The 18,002-nt window shown below is 29.0% G+C and carries 14 protein-coding genes; 6 read left to right on the plus strand and 8 right to left on the minus strand.

What is annotated here, in order from left to right; translation table 11 throughout:
* Positions 1-24 precede the first annotated feature (24 nt).
* The gene (locus ACY2RW_RS11020; RefSeq protein WP_490122785.1) at positions 25-777 is read right to left on the minus strand and encodes an outer membrane lipoprotein-sorting protein; all 753 of its coding nucleotides are present in this window, start codon (positions 775-777) and stop codon (positions 25-27) included.
* A gap of 253 nt (positions 778-1,030) precedes the next feature.
* On the opposite strand from ACY2RW_RS11020, the gene ACY2RW_RS11025 reads away from it, so the two are divergent.
* Positions 1,031-1,477: a ferritin-like domain-containing protein gene (locus tag ACY2RW_RS11025; protein WP_490122786.1), complete on the plus strand. Its 447-nt coding sequence runs from the start codon at positions 1,031-1,033 to the stop codon at positions 1,475-1,477.
* A gap of 159 nt (positions 1,478-1,636) precedes the next feature.
* Positions 1,637-5,974, plus strand: a complete 4,338-nt coding sequence (dnaE, locus tag ACY2RW_RS11030) for a DNA polymerase III subunit alpha (RefSeq protein WP_490122787.1) — start codon at positions 1,637-1,639, stop codon at positions 5,972-5,974.
* A 46-nt stretch (positions 5,975-6,020) separates the two neighbouring features.
* Here dnaE and gldA read toward each other — a convergent pair whose 3' ends face one another.
* The 5 genes from gldA to ACY2RW_RS11055 form a co-directional block, all read right to left on the minus strand.
* A complete protein-coding gene (gene gldA, locus ACY2RW_RS11035) occupies positions 6,021-6,914 on the minus strand; it encodes a gliding motility-associated ABC transporter ATP-binding subunit GldA (RefSeq protein WP_490122788.1) in 894 nt (297 codons plus the stop codon).
* A 212-nt stretch (positions 6,915-7,126) separates the two neighbouring features.
* Positions 7,127-9,898, minus strand: coding sequence for a carboxypeptidase-like regulatory domain-containing protein (locus ACY2RW_RS11040; protein WP_490122789.1), 2,772 nt, complete (start codon positions 9,896-9,898; stop codon positions 7,127-7,129).
* A gap of 37 nt (positions 9,899-9,935) precedes the next feature.
* A complete protein-coding gene (locus ACY2RW_RS11045) occupies positions 9,936-10,769 on the minus strand; it encodes a GLPGLI family protein (protein WP_490122790.1) in 834 nt (277 codons plus the stop codon).
* A 117-nt stretch (positions 10,770-10,886) separates the two neighbouring features.
* Entirely contained in the window at positions 10,887-11,735 is an 849-nt protein-coding gene (locus ACY2RW_RS11050) for a GLPGLI family protein (protein ID WP_490122791.1), read from the minus strand.
* Positions 11,736-11,739: 4 nt separating this feature from the next.
* The gene (locus tag ACY2RW_RS11055) at positions 11,740-12,105 is read right to left on the minus strand and encodes a hypothetical protein (protein WP_490122792.1); all 366 of its coding nucleotides are present in this window, start codon (positions 12,103-12,105) and stop codon (positions 11,740-11,742) included.
* Positions 12,106-12,225: 120 nt separating this feature from the next.
* Between ACY2RW_RS11055 and ACY2RW_RS11060 the strand changes: the two genes are divergently transcribed.
* From ACY2RW_RS11060 to ACY2RW_RS11070, 3 genes are all read left to right on the plus strand, one after another.
* Positions 12,226-13,815, plus strand: a complete 1,590-nt coding sequence (locus ACY2RW_RS11060) for a sensor histidine kinase (protein ID WP_490122793.1) — start codon at positions 12,226-12,228, stop codon at positions 13,813-13,815.
* Positions 13,808-14,485, plus strand: a complete 678-nt coding sequence (locus tag ACY2RW_RS11065; protein ID WP_490122794.1) for a response regulator transcription factor — start codon at positions 13,808-13,810, stop codon at positions 14,483-14,485. Before ACY2RW_RS11060 ends, ACY2RW_RS11065 begins: the two co-directional genes overlap by 8 nt.
* Before the next feature lie 65 nt (positions 14,486-14,550).
* A complete protein-coding gene (locus ACY2RW_RS11070; RefSeq protein WP_490122795.1) occupies positions 14,551-15,165 on the plus strand; it encodes a deoxynucleoside kinase in 615 nt (204 codons plus the stop codon).
* A gap of 171 nt (positions 15,166-15,336) precedes the next feature.
* Here ACY2RW_RS11070 and ACY2RW_RS11075 read toward each other — a convergent pair whose 3' ends face one another.
* Together ACY2RW_RS11075 and ACY2RW_RS11080 are read right to left on the minus strand one after the other, a co-directional pair.
* Positions 15,337-16,176 carry a mechanosensitive ion channel family protein gene (locus ACY2RW_RS11075; protein WP_490122796.1) on the minus strand — a complete coding sequence of 280 codons (840 nt, stop codon included), beginning with the start codon at positions 16,174-16,176 and terminating at the stop codon, positions 15,337-15,339.
* A 190-nt stretch (positions 16,177-16,366) separates the two neighbouring features.
* On the minus strand, positions 16,367-16,936 hold the full coding sequence (locus tag ACY2RW_RS11080) for an RNA polymerase sigma factor (RefSeq protein WP_490122797.1): 570 nt from the start codon (positions 16,934-16,936) through the stop codon (positions 16,367-16,369).
* A gap of 198 nt (positions 16,937-17,134) precedes the next feature.
* Between ACY2RW_RS11080 and ACY2RW_RS11085 the strand changes: the two genes are divergently transcribed.
* On the plus strand, positions 17,135-17,998 hold the full coding sequence (locus tag ACY2RW_RS11085) for a sigma-70 family RNA polymerase sigma factor (RefSeq protein WP_018942691.1): 864 nt from the start codon (positions 17,135-17,137) through the stop codon (positions 17,996-17,998).
* The last annotated feature ends 4 nt before the right edge of the window (positions 17,999-18,002 follow it).

Raw genomic sequence — 18,002 nt, forward strand, 5'->3', positions numbered from 1 at the left:
GAGGATTTTTTATAAAATTTTTATTTATTTTTTTTCTTCTTCTGGAAAAGTAAATGCAGCAGCATCTACTTTAGGGCTTAATTCAATTTTAGTAATTGTAATCGGTTGTCCTCCTGGTTGTCCTTTTACTCCTTGAGTCATAGAAAATGGAAAATACAAACCATCTACTTCTTGATAATCACTCATGGTAATTTGTTGTGTCATCCCTTTTGCAGGTCCAGATTTAATTTCATTTTGTACTGCTATTGGTACATAGTTTTCAGTATCAAAAAAGTAAAAACTAACATCGTCTTCTTTTTTACCATCTACTGTAACTGGTTCTTTAGTCAACTTTATTTTAAAAGTCTCTGCTCCGTCAATGGTTTCTTTACCTAACAACTCAACTTTATATCCCTTCTTTTTATAATCCACAAAAGCATCAGGAAAATCATTCATATTCAATTTCATATTTGCAGTAGCTTCTGCATCACTTTTTTCAGCTTTCATTGTCATAAAGTTATGACTCCATAATGTTTCTCCATCAAAAACACCTTGTTTTATCTCTTTTCCTTGAAAGTTGATAACTGTCATTTGTTTTCCATCAGCCATTTGATAAATTTCTAATGGAATTTCCATTCCTTGTTGATTTACTTTAGCTGTCATTTTAACACCTGTAATTTTTTTAAGGTTTTCTAAACCTCCAATATTTTCGTAATAAGTAGATAAAATTTCATCTACAGTTTGTGCATTACTTAAAACACTTACAAACATCAAAGCAACTAATACTATTTTTTTCATTTTATAAATTTTAATGATAATTCTATTAATATGTATGCCAATTTACGAAATTGTTACATCATAATTAAAAAAAAACTAAATATTAAGGTTTTTATTGAAATTCTTAAAAAAATATTAAAATTCAAATGAGTCAAGAATCAAACCTTTTGAACCAATCCAAACTCTAAATCTTCTTTATGTTTGTAGTGTTATAAGATGTGAAACAATACGCATCTCAAAATAATTTATTGGAATTTAAAATGAAAATGATATTATGAAGTACACAGAAAAAATTTCTAACAAATTAAATGAGTTATTAGAAAAAAATTATGATGCAGAAAAAGGATACTTAAATGCCGCAGAAAATGTAGATAGCCCAAGGTTAAAAATTTTCTTTAAAAACAGAGCATCAGAAAGAAGCCAATTTGCAAAAGATTTAAGAACCGAAATTTTATCTTATGGACAAATTCCAGAAGATGATGGATCTTTTAAAGGTGCAATGCATAGAAATTGGATGTCTTTAAAATCTTTATTTAGTTCTAATGATGAAGAATCAATTCTAGAAGAAGCCTTAAGAGGTGAAAGAGCAAGTTTAGAAGAATATAAAGAAATCTTGAAAGAAGACTGTTTTGCACCATCAACTAAAATGATGTTAGAAAAACAAGAATTACAAATACAAAACGCCATTAATTCTTTAATGGTAGAAGAAGAGTTAGCTTAATTTTAAGAAATTAAATTAATTAATTTTTAATAATAGAAAAGTCAATCCTTAATTGGATTGACTTTTTTTGTTGATAAGTCAAGATAAATTAACAGCATAAAATCTATACTGTTTTTGTATTTTTAACTCTCTAAATTTTCTACTGAAAACAACTCATCTATGTACTTAATTTTTGATACAGAAACCACAGGTTTACCTAAAAGTTGGAATGCTCCAATAACGGATACAGACAACTGGCCAAGGTGTGTGCAAATTGCCTGGCAATTGCATGATGAAATGGGAAATGTATTAGAACACAATAACTTTTTAATAAAGCCAGAAGGCTACAATATTCCTTTTGATGCAGAAAGAATTCATGGAGTTTCTACAGAATTAGCAGAAGAAAATGGAATTGATTTAGAAGAAGGCTTGCAATTGTTTAACAAAGCTTTAGAAAAAACTAAATTTATTGTTGGGCAAAATTTACAGTTCGATGTTAATATTATGGGATGTGAGTTCCATAGATTAGGAGTTGAAAACAACCTGACTTCCCTGCCAGTTTTAGACACTTGTACAGAAAAAACGGCTTTAATGTGTCAAATTCCTGGTGGTCGAGGAGGAAAATTTAAACTACCGACTTTAACAGAATTGCACAATCATTTATTTGGTGTTGGTTTTGGAGAAGCACACAATGCAACTGCAGATGTAGAGGCAACAACACGTTGTTTTTTAGAGTTAATTCGTTTAAGAGAATTTACAAAAGAAGAATTAGATGTAGATGAAGATTATTTCAAAAATTTCTCAGAAGCAAACCCAAAACCAATTCAAGTAATTGGCTTAAAACACATCAACCTTAAAAAAGAAAGTGATAAAATTCGTCAACGTCTAGAAAAACTAAAAGACGTAGAAGAAACCAAATCTACATCAGAAGGTTTAGCAGAATTAAAAGATGTAAAATTTGCGCATTTACACAATCATACACAATTTTCTGTTTTGCAATCTACCATGCAAATTGGCAACATTGTAAAAGCTGCTGCCAAAGACAACATGCCAGCCATTGCAATGACAGATACTGCAAATATGATGGCGTCTTTCCATTTTGTAAGTGCCATTTTAAATCATAATAAAAATGCAGAAAACCCTATAAAACCAATTATTGGGTGCGAATTTAATGTTTGCGAAGACCATAAAAATAAATCTGTAAAAGACAATGGTTATCAAGTTGTTTTGTTGGCAAAAAACAAAAACGGATATCATAATTTAGCAAAAATGTCTTCCATTGCTTTTGTAGATGGTTTTTATTACATACCAAGAATTGATAGAGAAATCATCAAAAAATATAGTGATGATATTATAGTTTTAACAGGAAATTTATATGGAGAAGTGCCAAGTAAAATTCTAAATCTTGGAGAAAAACAAGCAGAAGAAGCATTGCTTTGGTGGAAAGAACAATTTCAAGACGATTTATATATTGAGTTGATGCGTCATAATCAGCAAGATGAAACCATTGTAAATGAAACGTTATTAAAATTCTCTAAGAAACATAACATTAAAGTTGTTGCTACCAATAACACCTTTTATTTAGAGAAAAAAGATGCAAATGCGCACGATATTTTATTGTGTGTAAAAGATGGCGAAAAACAAGCAACACCTAAAGGAAAAGGACGTGGCTATAGATATGGTTTGCCAAATGAGGAATATTATTTTAAATCTACGGATGAAATGAAAACCTTATTTGCAGATTTGCCTGAAGCCATTATCAACATTCAAGAAATTGTTGATAAAATTGAAATCTTTACCTTAGCAAGAGACGTTTTATTACCTGCTTTTGACATTCCAGAAGAATTCATTTCTGAAGAAGATAAAAAAGACGGAGGAAAACGTGGAGAGAATAATTTCTTACGTCATTTAACTTACGAAGGTGCCAAAAAAAGATATGGAGAAATCACAGAATCTATCAAAGAACGTTTAGATTTTGAGCTTTCTGTAATTGAAAAAACAGGTTATCCTGGTTATTTCTTAATTGTAGAAGATTTTATTAGAGAAGCCAGAAATATGGATGTTGCAGTAGGTCCAGGACGTGGTTCTGCTGCAGGATCTGTAGTTGCCTATTGTTTGTGGATTACTAATATTGATCCAATTAAATACGATTTACTTTTTGAGCGTTTCTTAAATCCTGAAAGGGTTTCTATGCCAGATATTGATATTGATTTTGATGATGAAGGGCGTGGACGAGTTATGGATTACGTAATTGACAAATATGGTGCAAATCAAGTTGCACAGATTATTACGTATGGAACCATGGCTGCAAAATCATCTATTAGAGATACTGCTAGAGTTTTAGATTTACCACTTTTTGAGGCTGATAGAATTGCTAAATTAATTCCGGGAATTAAATTAAAAAATATTTTTGGTGATGATGCTAAAAGCAAAGGAAAAGTTGCTGGGTTAAGAGCCGAAGAAAAACAACTTGTAGAAGAGTTAAGACAGATGTCTTTTGGTAGTGATTTGGTTTCTGAAACTATTAACAAAGCTACTATTTTAGAAGGTTCTGTAAGAAATACTGGAATCCATGCTTGTGGTGTAATTATTACGCCTGGAGATATTACAAACTACGTTCCTGTAGCTTTGGCTAAGGATTCAGATATGTATGTTACCCAATTTGACAACTCTGTAGTTGAGTCTGCTGGTTTGTTAAAAATGGACTTTTTAGGTTTAAAAACGTTGACATTAATTAAAGACACCGTTAAAATTGTAAAAGCAAGACATAATGTAGATTTAGATCCAGAAAATTTTCCTTTGGATGATGAAAAAACCTACGAACTCTTTCAAAGAGGAGAAACAGTTGGAATTTTTCAATACGAATCTCCAGGAATGCAAAAACACATGCGCTCTTTAAAACCAACCGTTTTTGCTGATTTAATTGCTATGAATGCATTATACAGACCTGGACCCATGGAATATATTCCGTCTTTTATCAATAGAAAACACGGAACAGAAGATATTGAATACGATTTACCTGCCATGGAAGAGTATTTGGCAGAAACTTACGGAATTACAGTTTACCAAGAGCAAGTAATGTTACTCTCTCAAAAGTTGGCAGATTTCACTAAAGGTGAAGCCGATGTTTTACGTAAAGCAATGGGTAAAAAGCAAATTGCGGTTTTAGATAAGATGAAACCAAAATTTGTAGAACAAGCTGCTGCCAATGGACATGATGCAGAAAAATTAGAAAAAATCTGGAAAGATTGGGAAGCTTTTGCTAGTTATGCTTTTAACAAATCACACTCTACTTGTTATGCTTGGATTGCTTACCAAACTGCCTATTTAAAAGCACATTATCCTGCAGAATATATGGCTTCTGTACTTTCTAATAACATGAAAGATATTAAAGCTGTTTCGTTTTTTATGGAAGAATGCAAACGAATGGGATTAGAGGTTTTAGGTCCAGATATTAACGAATCTTATTTAAAATTCTCTGTAAATAAAGAAGGCGCAGTTCGTTTTGGAATGGCAGCTGTAAAAGGTGTTGGTGAGTCTGCTGTAAAAGCAATCATTAAAGAAAGAGAAGAAAACGGAAATTACACCTCTATTTTTGATTTAGCAAAACGTGTAGATTTACGTGCTGCTAATAAAAAATCTTTTGATAGTTTGATAAAAGCAGGTGGTTTTGATTCTTTTTCTGATACACATAGAGCGCAATATTTTGCCACAGACGAAAAAGGTGTAACTTTTTTAGAACGTGCAATGAAATTTGGAAGTAAATTTCAAGAAAACGAAAATTCTGCACAAGTTTCTATGTTTGGAGAAGCATCTACAGTGCAATTTCCAGAACCAGATATTCCTGAATGTGAAACTTGGGGAAATATGGAATTATTAAAACAAGAGAAAGAAGTTATTGGAATTTATATTTCTGCACATCCTTTAGATGATTTTAAAAATGAAATGGTTTTTTGCAATGCCGCTTTAAAACATTTTAAAGGAGATATTGCAAAATATGTGGGAATGAATTTGGCTTTTGCAGGAATTATTTCTGATGTGCAACACAGAGTGTCTAAAGCTGGAAAAGGTTGGGCTATGTTTACTATTGAGGATTATGCAGATACTCACGAATTTCGAATTTTTGGAGAAGATTATTTAAAAATGCAACATTTCTTAACCTTAAACTCGTTTTTGTTTATTCGCTGTACAGTTCAACCAGGTTGGACCAATAAAGAAGGAGTAACTGGTGAACCAAGATTAAAGTTTACAGAAATGAAATTGTTGCATGATATTATGGATAATTTATGTAAAAAAATTACTATTAAATTACCCTTATCTGATGTAAACGCAAAAACAATTTTAAATTTAGAAACTATTTTAAAAAATACTCCAGGTAAACAAAGTTTAAATTTTACAGTTTGGGACGAAAAAGAAAAAATAGAAGTGAGTTTACCAAGTAGAAACACAAAAATTCACATTACCAATGAGTTGTTAGCAACTTTAGAAAGTCAGCAGATTAAATTTAAGTTGAATTAGAAAAATAGATTCCTGTTTTCAAAGGAAAGACCTATTAAAAAAAAACTTAATTAGTAACCTCCCTAAACAGAGTTTCTAAATTTTTAGTATTTGTATTTAATCCAAGGATTTTTAATCCATTTTCTTGCGCAAAATCAAAAATTACAGGACGCATATCTTCTGTACTTTCAAAAGTAATATGCCAAGTAGTATCGTAACTATTTTTGTAATTAGTTATGTTTGGCAGTTTTTTAATAATTTGTTCTTCTATATTAGAATCAAAAGTAACTTCTATGTTTTGCAAGTTATCTTTTTTAAGCTCTTTAAGAGGTTTATCAACAAGAATTTCTCCTTTTTTTATGATGATAACTCTATCGCAAACAGCTTCTACTTCTTGCATAATGTGTGTAGAAAACAACACTGTCTTGTCTTTTCCTAATGCTTTGATTAGTTCTCTAATTTCTACCAATTGATTTGGGTCTAAACCTGTAGTTGGTTCATCTAAAATTAAAACTTTTGGATTATGCAAAATAGCAGCAGCCAAACCAACTCTTTGTTGATATCCTTTAGAAAGTTGATGTATTTTTTTATGAGCTTCTGCAGATAAACCTACTTTTTCTATACAAGTTTCTATTTGGCTTTTATCAACTTTAAAAATACTCGTCTGGAACTGCAAATATTCTCGCACATACATATCTGCATATAAAGGATTGTGTTCTGGTAAATAACCAATTGTTTTTTGTGCTTCTAATGGATTTTGTAACACATCTATTTCATCTACAAAAACTTCACCTTCATTGGGTTTTATAAAACCCGTTAAGATTTTCATCATGGTCGATTTCCCTGCTCCATTTGGACCTAAAAAACCTATAATCTGTCCTTTATCAGCAGAAAAAGAGACTTCATTTAGTGCTTTTTGAGAAGCATACGTTTTTGAGACTGTAGTTACTTTAATAGACATAATTACAAATGTAATCGGATTTGAAATGATAACGAAATGAATCGATATTTAGTTTAAATAAAAAAGCTATCTAAAACCACATTTGGAAATCGTTTCAATTTTGTGAAAAAATTTTTATTACTAATCTCAAAAATCAAGATTTCTCCACAAGGTCGTAATAACAACTTAAACACTTCTTAAACTGCTTCTTTATAAAAATATGTAGTGTATAATTACAATTGATATCTAACTCTTAAACTTACAAATCTTGGTAAAATAAATCTTTCATTAATCGTAAAAGACAATAACCCATCTTTTACACTCGTTTCTGAGTTTGTTCCTAATAAATTATTTCCTACCAATTCATATTCCCATTTTGCATCTCTATTTTTTCTATAAGCCAATTTTGCATTCCAAATATTAAAAGAACTTTGTTTAGCCCCTCCTTGTCTTACTTCGTTATAAGCAAAATCTGAAGTTACTGTTAAAGAGTTCCAAACATAAGCGTCAAAATTTATAGAAGGTCTGTGTGTTACAGATTTTATAACCTGCGACCTTGCACTGTTATCTTGATTTACAAAAGAAACATTATAACGTAAACTTACGTTTGGTGCTTTTGTAAAGTTAGTTCCAAATCTGGTATTGAACCCTCTAACAATACTTTTATTTGTATTTGCATTAGAATTGATAAACTGATATGTTTTGTTATAATTAAAATTACCACCTATACCCAATCTAAACTTTTTTATAGATTTTCCAGCAAATAAAACAGCACTAAAACTTTCGTTATCTAAAGGTGAGTTTAAACTTGTTGCAGTAAAAACTACAGACTGTGGTTGCAAAATTGTATTTCTATTGACTTGATTAGCTGTTTTTCTATAGTTTAATCTGGTAAATAAGTTGCTGTTATTAAACAAGTTAAAACTAGAATATCTTAAACTTAAATTATGAAAAGTAGCGTTTATTAATGATGCATTTCCAGCAAAGAAAGAATTGTAATTATTAGCAACAATACCTCTTGCTATTTGATTTACATCTGTAAAACTTACTTGTTTCCTGTAGTTGAATTGTAAACTTTCGCTTCTTTTAAACTGTGCAATAAGTTCAAATTCTGGTAAAAACTCTGTAAATGTATCTTTAAAAGTTTCTGTACCATATTGTGTATTGTTAGAGTTATAAGCATGCAGAGTAAACCCTGGCATAAAAGTAAAAATACCAGATTTTAAACGATATCTTAATCCACCATAAATATCTGTAAAATTATATTCTGTATCATTTGTAATTTGTGGATCGTTAATTCCAGGAATTGTTGGGCTAGGATTAAATTCTGAACCATTATCTAAAATCTGAAAAAACCTTGAATCAAAATTCTGGTTACTTACAATAGTTCCAGCCACAAAATTTAAATTACTTTTCGCATTTAAAATATAATAGTAATCTAACTTAGCATCTAATTGATTGGTTTTTACACGTCTGTCTTGCTCTAAATTGTAAAACAAATTGGTTCTATCTAAACCTAATGTTTTTGCTGCATCATCAAAACCATCTTCAAATTGTTCTAAAGCAGGATTGTCTGTTGGGTTATTATTATTAGGATCATTTTCTAAAGAAGCTACATAAAAAGGATCTTCATCTTGCAATAAATGTTTTACCTCTAAAGCAAAAATACTATTTTCACTTGCTGTATAAAAATAACTCAAATCTTGATTTATAGTAAAAGGTGTGGCTCTTTCTCTCTCAGAAATATCACTTAATACTCGAGAGTTCACAGCCTCGTTTTTAAATTCGTTAGAAAAACGACCTGCTATATTATAGTTTAATTGATTGTTAAAATCTTTTTTGTAAATAGTACTAAATCTAAATAAACCTGTGTTACTGGTTTGGTTTGTAGTATTATCTACAAAATCGTCTGGTGTACTTGGGTCTACATAGTCTATCGTGTTTATATTTCTTTGTCCATTATCATTACCAGACCAAATTAAAAAGGCAGATAAATCTAATTTTTTGTTAGGTGAGTAACTAAAATTTAAGGCAGTTAATTTTGTTTCTATTCTGTTGGCATTTCTTGCTCCCACATTTAAAAACCCAATTCCTGCATCTGCAATGTTTATATTTGTTCCATTAGAAGGGCTTTGACTTCTAAATCCACCTCCAAAACTTCTTAAATCTCTTCTACTTAATACTACATCTCCTAAATTATTAATATCTCCAATAACATTTAAGGTATATTTAGGTGTGTAATAAAATAGTTTGGGTTGAAAAAGATACAAACCTCCTGTTGTAGAGTTTCCAGCTCCTGCAGTAATATCTCCAAACCAAAAATTCTTTTTTCCTTCTTTTAACTTAATATTCATAGCAACTCTATCTTGGTTATTCTGAACACCTCTTAATTGGTTTACCTCTCCAAAATTTCTTAATACTTGAATTTTATCTACAGCATTAGAGGGTATATTTTTTAAAGCTAATTTTGTATCTCCGCTAAAAAAATCTTTCCCATCAATGGTAATTTTTTCTACAACCTTACCTTCTACTTCTATTTGGCCAGCATCGTTAATTTCTACACCTGGTAATTTCTTTACAATATCTTCTAACTTTCTTTCTGTTCCGTTTTGGAAAGAATCTGCATTGTAAATAATGGTATCTCCTTTAATAACTACAGGCATTTTAGAAACAATTTCTATACCTTCTAACTGGTTATCTTCTAGCATTGTAAAGTTTTTTACAATATCTTTAGTACCAGTCTTTATAGTTTCACTAATGGTTTTAAAACCAATGTAGCTTATTTTAACATTATATTCTTTATTGGCTTTTAAATCTAATTTATAATTACCCTTTGCATCAGAAAAACCATAAGAAGCAATTGTTTTTGCTTCATTATCTACAGCAATAACATTAGCCATTTCTAAAGGAACTCCAATAGAGTCTTTAACTACTCCTGTAAATTTAATTTGAGCAGTAGTAGCTCCTGCCATTAAAAAAATGGCTAATAGTAAAAGTTTTTTCATTGTATTTTATTTGATTTAGTTGGATTAGGGTTTTGTGTTAGAATCTTCTTCCACTTCCTCTTCTTCTATTTTGGAAACGTTCTCTAAGTTCTTGAGATTTTACCTTCATAATTTCGTTAAATTCTTCTCTAGTAACTTCTTCTCCCTTTTTTGGTTCTTTTATTTCTATGACTTCATCTGTATTTATAGCTACTTCTGTGCATAACATTGTTGTTCTACCTGCATTTAACTCTAAGATTAGACCAGGCAAACCCCAATAATCTGCAGGCCCTGCACTAACTGGTATTTGAGGTGTATACCATGCAGTAACTATTAATGTTTTTACTTCTTTCTTTTTATCATCTGTAGATGTAGAATCTTTCTTTTTACTACCTCTTCTACTAAAAATACTTCCCCAATCTATAGATTTATCAATTTTAACATAAGTAGCTTTGTAACAAGTAAACTGCCCCACTTTTTTAGTTTCTGTACCTAATTGCCATTTAGGTTGCTCCATATCTTCTTTAATTAGAAAACGCTTACTAAACTGCTCAGTATCTTCTATCATTTTTCTAGTTTTAAGGTTTTTGTAAATAGAACCTTGCCCATTACTTCTACCCCAACTTCTTCCTGAAGAAGCACCAGGTGCATCTAATTTTACATCTTCTTTAAAAGATGATTCTGTTTTGTTAAAGCTTAATGTGTACGTTTTTTCTAAAAAATTTTTAAAACGAGCCATCATTTGTTTTTTCTGCTGCTCAGACATTTTATTTCCAAACCTACTCATATCTATTGTAGTTTTAGACATGTAAGTAGCTTTACCTTGAAAACTTTTTTGAGCAAAAGTAACAACTGTAAATAATGATACTAAAAGAGTAAATACTGATTTCATATTTTTTTGTTTTAATTTTTTCAAAAGTAATCTTAAATACTTCTTGTTAGACTTAAAAAAAACTTAAAAGTTTAATCTTGTAATAAAAAAATTAAACAAAAAAAATGGATTTTATGGTTAGCCTCCTATTTTTATATTTACTCCATTTCCAATATCTACTCCTTTTCTGCTCTTAAACCTCTCCATCATTTCTTCAGTTTTCTTCTTTTGAATTTTTGTAAATTCTTTTTGAGATACAACTTTTCCTTTTTTAGGCTCTTCAATTTTCTTAGATTCTGACTTGTTTAAAACTATTTCTGTACATACAATTGTGTTTGTACCATCATTAATTTCTAAAATTAAACCTGGTAAACCTTGGTAATTCTTAGGCCCATTACTTACTGGTATTTGTGGTGTATACCAAGCTGTGGTTACTACAGTTTTTGTTTGTTTATCCTCTACAGTTTCTCCATCTTTAAAAGAAATGTTTTTACTTTCTACCTCCTTTGTATAAGTAGCTTTGTAACACGTATACATACCAATGTTTTTTGTTTCAGAAGATAATTCCCACTCAAAACTTGGTAAAGAATCTTTTATTAAAAAACGTTTTCCTTGAATTTCTGTTTGGTTTGCAAATCTTTTTTCTTTGGTGTTTTTGTAATAAATACTTCCATTTCCAGAACCTCCTAGAGACACAATTTTTAAGCCTACTCCTCCATTAGCTTTTGGATTTGGGGCATTTAGTTTTACTTCTTCTTTATAGGTTGATGCATATTTATTAAAGTCTAAAATAAATGTTTTTTGATTCATTTTACTCATTCTAGCTTTTATCTTTTCTACCATTTCATCACTCATTTGCGAGTTTTTTCCACCTCCAATTTTAAAATTAGATTTTCTACTGGTTTTGTAAACCGCTTTTCCTTGAAATTTTTGAGCACTTAGAGAAAGCGTACATAAAACTGTAATTACTGTAATAAAAGTTTTCATAATTTTAATTGTTTTTATAATTCTTAGACATCTTTATAAGTCCTTTTAATATTTTTTTTGATTTAATTATTAAAGAATCTATATTTTTAGTTTCTCCAGAAACTAAGACAGAACCTTTAAATTTATTCTTAGATTCTTTTAAGTCCAATTCAAAACTTAATTCAATATTTTCTTCGGGGTTATTTACCTCGAAAATACTTTTAACGTTTTTCCAGTTTATACTTTCTAATTCTTGAATTGAATTTGAAGAATATTTTAATGAAGTAACTTTTGTTGCATCACCCTCATTATATACTACATCTGTTTTTTGCTCTTGCCCATAACTTAAAATGGAACTAGCTAGTAATAAAAAAGTAACTATTTTTTTCATAAAATTTGGTTTTATATTTAACAACACAAAGATGCAAAGCTAAAATGTATTGTAAGGTTAACGAATGTTAACGTGTGTTAACCGACTAATTTTATATTTTTTAGAACTTATATTTGTACCATGAATACTAAAAAACATCAATGGATTTTATACCTAATTGCATTAACAATTGTAACAACAATTGGTATACAGTTTTATTGGAATTATAAAAATTATGAAGAAAATAAAAGGCAAGTAGCTAATGATGTTCAATTAAGTTTAGACAATGCTGTAGAAGAATATTATTCTTCTTTAGCAAAAAGTAATTTTATAACAATTATTGATAATGAGTTTAAAACAAAAAATAATTCATCAAGAAAAAAAGCATTCGCTAAAATTTTTAAAAACTTAAAGAAAGATAGTAGTACCATCAAAAAACCAAAAATTACAATTAGTAATCTTACCATTTCTTCTGATGAGAAAATGTCACAAGAAAAAATAGACTCTATGATGAATTCTACCAAAGAATTTGTGACAAAGTTTAATTTAAAGAACGATACTAATCATCATAAAAGAAAAGTTCTCACTCAATTTACAAGTAAGAAAAAAGGAGTTACATTAAATGCTGATGGGTCTATTAAAGAAGTTAAATTCTTTACAGGAAAAAAAGCAGCAGATAGTTTAAAACTAGTTCGTAATTTAAAACCAATTTTTATCTCATTTTTAGACCAATCTGTAAATTATAAAAAAATAGATTCTCTAATAGAAAACCAACTGAATCAGAAAAAAATAGATTTAAAAACAAGTTTTTTACATTTTAAAAAAGACACTCTTTTTCACCAAACAAAAGATACACTATTAACTGTAGATTTTTCTACCATAAAATCTAAATCTACTTTTGTAAAAGATGGAGAAGTTTTCGAATTACAATACAGCAACCCAAATTTTGAGGCTTTAAAAAGAAGTTTTACAGGAATATTGTTATCTTTATTTTTATCACTAGCAGTAATATCTAGCTTGTTTTACATGCTTAAAATCATAAATCAGCAAAAAGAATTAGCTACCATAAAAAATGATTTGATTAGCAATATTACTCACGAATTTAAAACACCAATTGCTACTGTTTCTACTGCTATAGAAGCTATCGAAAATTTTAATGTTTTAGACAATAAAGAAAAGACCAAAAAATACTTATCTATGTCTTCTGTTCAGTTAAAAAAACTACATCAAATGGTAGAAAAGTTGTTAGAAACTGCCACTTTAGATAGCGAGCAACTTATTCTTAAAAAAGAAAAAGTTGATGTTGTTGAAATTATAGAAAAAATTGTACAAAAACATCAAGTATTTAAATCTGATATAAAGATTCATTTTTCATCAAATCAAAAACCAATATATTTAAATGTAGATGTTTTCCATTTTGAAAACTGTATTTCTAATTTAGTTGATAATGCTATAAAATATGGAGGAAACATTATCGAAGTAAACATAAATGCTATCCTAAATTCTGTAGAAATTTCTGTTGCTGATAATGGTAATGGCATTGAAAAAAATCAACAAGAAAAGATTTTTGATAAGTTTTATAGAGTACCTAAAGGAAACACACACAACGTAAAAGGTTTTGGAATTGGTTTGTATTATTGCAAAAAAATTATTGAAAAGCATTTAGGAAACATCGTTTTATCATCAACTAAAAATAGCACCATTTTTAAAATAAATTTACCAAATGTCTAAAACAAAAGTACTTTTAGCAGAAGATGAAGCTAGCTTAGGAATGATTGTGAAAGAAAGCTTAGAATCTAGAGATTTTATTGTTTTCTTGGCAAAAAACGGACAAGAAGCTTTTGAAATATATCAAAAACAACAGCCAGATATTTTAGTTTTAGATGTAATGATGCCTATAAAAGATGGATTTACTTTAGCTAAAGAAATACGTCAAGAAAATAAAGCAATCCCTATTATTTTTTTAACAGCAAAATCTCAAACAAGTGATGTTTTAGAAGGATTTAGTCATGGAGGAAATGATTATTTAAAGAAGCCCTTTTCTATGGAAGAGTTAATTGTAAGAATTAAATCTTTGTTAAATAGAATCCAAATAAAACCAAATTTAGAAAACATTAAAATAGGTGCATATTCTTTTAATCAAACCAAACAAATCTTAATATTTTCTGAACAAACCCAACAGTTAACACACAGAGAATCTCAATTACTGTATCATCTTTATGAGAAGAAAAATCAAATTTTAGATAGAACCTTTATTTTAAATAAACTTTGGGGAAATGACGATTTTTTTAATGCAAGAAGTATGGATGTTTTTATTAGTAAATTACGTAAAAAACTAAATAAAGACAATACTATTCAAATCATAAATATTCGTGGTTTTGGTTATAAATTGATTTGTTAACCTACTTTCTGTTCTACTTTTTTTATTACCTTTAGCATCCCATTTAATCTTTTTAAAATTAAAATATGCACGTTGCAATTGCAGGAAATATTGGTGCTGGTAAAACCACACTAACCAAGTTATTAGCTAAACATTACAAATGGAAACCGCATTTTGAGTCTGTTGATGAGAATCCTTATTTAGATGATTTTTACACAGAAATGGAACGTTGGTCTTTTAATTTACAAGTCTATTTTTTAAACAGTCGTTTTCGTCAAATTTTAGAATTAAGAGAATCTGGAAAAAACATTATTCAAGATAGAACCATTTATGAAGATGCGCACATTTTTGCACCAAACTTACATGCAATGGGTTTAATGACGAATAGAGATTATAGCAATTATAGTTCTTTATTTGAGCTGATGGAAAACTTAGTAACACCTCCAGATTTATTAATTTATTTACGTGCAGACATATCTACTTTAGTAGGACAAATTCATAAAAGAGGTAGAGATTACGAAAACTCTATAAGTATAGATTATTTAAGCAGATTAAATGAACGTTATGAAGCTTGGATATCTACTTACACAAAAGGTAAATTATTAATTATTGATGTTGATAATTTAGATTTTGTTGCCAACCAAGAAGATTTAGGTTATATTATAGATAGGATAGATGCTCAAATAAATGGTTTATTTTAAAGCATTTAGTTAGTTTTCTGTTTTGCAGGAATTATAGTTTAAAAAAACACAAGAAATTTTTTATAAAAGTATTGTAAATTAAAAGAGACCATTTTCATGGTCTCTTTCTTTTTGTGAAATACATCACCATTGATAATTTGTCCCCCAACTCATTATCAAATAATTTTTATTTTAATTAATTATTTCTATTGTAGAATCTGCAATATTTTTTATTGGTAAGACAAACCTACCTTTTTCTGTTCTTAAAATTAAACATATATTATCAATAGATTCTATTGTACCAATAATAGAATCTATTTTGATTGTTTTTCCTATTTGTAAATTCTTTCTAGAATAATAACCAAATAATAGTCTTTGAATTACATCTCTTGAGCCTAAGCCGAAAGCAATGGTAAATGATGCTAAAATAGCACCCAAAATAATTGATAAATTATTGGTAATTAAATCTGTATTTATTCCTGCTTGATTTAAAGCTGTTACTATAACAATAATTGCAATTATATAAAAAGCGATATTTCCAACTAAATTACCTCCTGTTAATTCTAAAGATTTAAACATAGAAGTTAAGGCTTTTTTAACCATGTTAGCAACATATATACCAACTGCAAAAATTACAAGTGCGCTAACTAATTTTGGTAGATAAGCAATTAAATTACTTAGTTGCTCAGAAACCATTCTCAGTCCTAATAATTCAGACCCAACAATAATAAAAATTAAAATTAACACCCATTTAATTGCAGTGATAATAATTTTTGTTGGTTGAATTTTTACTGATGATTCTCCAAAAATTTCATCAACATTTAATTTTTCTGGTAAACTATCTATATTGGTAAATCCCAATGCTTTTTTTACCAAGAATAAGATAAATTTTATAAGTAACCAACCAATTATTAAAAAGGCAACACCTTTTAATAATTGTGGTAAAAAGTCTACAAAATTAGTCCATAAATTTTGTAAAAAACTAAAATCTAAATCAGTTTGTAGCTTAAGTAATTGTAGTTTGGTGGTCATTTTTAGTTTTTGTTTTTCGAATTATTTTTACTCCCAAAAATATCTCCAATAGTGTTTGGATATTTTACTAAAAACAAATCAGCAACATCTAAGGTAAGTTTAATCATACCAATATCGCTTAACACTTTTTTTTTGAGAACATCAGGAACTTTGTGATGGTGTATAATTCTCTTAAAGGGATTGCTCATAATTATAACTCTTCATAGGTTCTTACAACTTTCTGTTTGGCTCTTTTAATTCGCATTTTAACAGCACTTTCACCAACTTCTAAAACTTGCTGAATCTCTTTAATACTCATATCATCTTGATATTTCATTAAAAGAATCATCTTGTCTGCTGGTTCAATTAAAGATAATGCTTTTGCTAATTTTTCTGATTTTAACTCAAAAAGAGTAGCATCATCAATCTCTTGCAAAAGATCATCATCTTTTATATTATCTGTAACAACCGTAACTTTTTCTTTCTTTTTGTGTGCGTTTCTTTGTACATAATTTACACAGAAATTATAGGTAAAAGAATACAACCAAGTAGAAAACTTAGAGTTACCTTTAAAGGTTTTTAATTTTACAAATAACCTGATAAAAACATCATGTGTTAAATCTTCTGCTTCTTCCTTACTTTTAGAAAAACCATAGCACTTGTTGTAAACAACTTTAGAAAATCGGTCGTATAAAACAGCAAACAAATGGGTATTATTTGTGGCTACTATTTTAAAGACTAAATCTTCGTCGCTTATAGTTTTAACATCAATTGTTTTCAATTCAGTTATTGTTTTGACACAAATTAACTTGATAAGTCACACATAAATTAAAAAAAAAGTTTAGTTGTTATTTTAAATCGATGAGTGGTAAAAAAATCACTTTTAAAAAAAATAAAACTTTTTGTAACATTAACATACATTCTTACGTATAATTAAATGTAGCAATACATTAATCCTTTAAAATTCACATAGAATTAGATGAGACAACTTAAAATTACAAAGCAGGTTACTAACAGAGAAACTGCATCGTTAGACAAATACTTACAAGAAATTGGAAAAGTAGACTTAATTACAGCTGATGAAGAAGTAGAATTAGCGCAGCTTATAAAAGCGGGCGATCAAAGAGCATTAGAAAAATTAACGAAAGCCAATTTAAGATTTGTTGTATCCGTTGCAAAACAGTATCAAAATCAAGGATTAACTTTACCAGACCTAATTAACGAAGGAAACTTAGGTTTAATTAAAGCAGCAAAACGTTTTGATGAAACTAGAGGTTTTAAATTTATATCTTATGCTGTATGGTGGATTCGTCAATCTATCTTACAAGCTTTAGCAGAACAATCTCGTATTGTACGTTTGCCATTGAATAAAATTGGTTCTATTAATAAAATCAATAAAATGTACGCTTTCTTAGAGCAAGAAAATGAGCGCCCACCAAGTGCAGAAGAAATTGCTAAGAAATTAGATATGACTGTGAATGACGTAAAAGAATCTATGAAAAATTCTGGACGTCATGTATCTATGGATGCTCCTTTAATTGAAGGTGAAGATTCTAATTTATACGATGTATTAAACTCTGGAGAATCTCCAAATCCTGATCGTGTTTTATTACATGAATCTTTAAGAATAGAAATTAACAGAGCCTTAGAAACATTAACTCCAAGAGAAGCAGATGTTGTAAAGCTTTACTTTGGTTTAGGAGAGCACCAACCAATGACTTTAGAAGAAATTGGTGAAACTTTCGATTTAACTCGTGAGCGTGTTCGTCAAATTAAAGAAAAAGCAATCAGAAGATTAAAACATACTTCTAGAAGTAAAATTTTAATGACTTACCTAGGCTAGAGGT

The sequence above is a fragment of the Polaribacter sp. 2305UL8-11 genome, assembly GCF_058147165.1.

Excerpts from the sequence above, each read along its gene's own strand:
- ACY2RW_RS11070 (WP_490122795.1), top strand. The coding sequence starts at position 14,551 with ATGCACGTTGCAATTGCAGGAAATATTGGTGCTGGTAAAACCACACTA.
- ACY2RW_RS11040 (WP_490122789.1), bottom strand. The coding sequence starts at position 9,898 with ATGAAAAAACTTTTACTATTAGCCATTTTTTTAATGGCAGGAGCTACT.
- dnaE (WP_490122787.1), top strand. The coding sequence starts at position 1,637 with ATGTACTTAATTTTTGATACAGAAACCACAGGTTTACCTAAAAGTTGG.
- ACY2RW_RS11075 (WP_490122796.1), bottom strand. The coding sequence starts at position 16,176 with ATGACCACCAAACTACAATTACTTAAGCTACAAACTGATTTAGATTTT.
- ACY2RW_RS11025 (WP_490122786.1), top strand. The coding sequence starts at position 1,031 with ATGAAGTACACAGAAAAAATTTCTAACAAATTAAATGAGTTATTAGAA.
- ACY2RW_RS11020 (WP_490122785.1), bottom strand. The coding sequence starts at position 777 with ATGAAAAAAATAGTATTAGTTGCTTTGATGTTTGTAAGTGTTTTAAGT.
- ACY2RW_RS11085 (WP_018942691.1), top strand. The coding sequence starts at position 17,135 with ATGAGACAACTTAAAATTACAAAGCAGGTTACTAACAGAGAAACTGCA.
- ACY2RW_RS11055 (WP_490122792.1), bottom strand. The coding sequence starts at position 12,105 with ATGAAAAAAATAGTTACTTTTTTATTACTAGCTAGTTCCATTTTAAGT.
- ACY2RW_RS11065 (WP_490122794.1), top strand. The coding sequence starts at position 13,808 with ATGTCTAAAACAAAAGTACTTTTAGCAGAAGATGAAGCTAGCTTAGGA.
- ACY2RW_RS11050 (WP_490122791.1), bottom strand. The coding sequence starts at position 11,735 with ATGAAAACTTTTATTACAGTAATTACAGTTTTATGTACGCTTTCTCTA.
- ACY2RW_RS11060 (WP_490122793.1), top strand. The coding sequence starts at position 12,226 with ATGAATACTAAAAAACATCAATGGATTTTATACCTAATTGCATTAACA.
- gldA (WP_490122788.1), bottom strand. The coding sequence starts at position 6,914 with ATGTCTATTAAAGTAACTACAGTCTCAAAAACGTATGCTTCTCAAAAA.
- ACY2RW_RS11045 (WP_490122790.1), bottom strand. The coding sequence starts at position 10,769 with ATGAAATCAGTATTTACTCTTTTAGTATCATTATTTACAGTTGTTACT.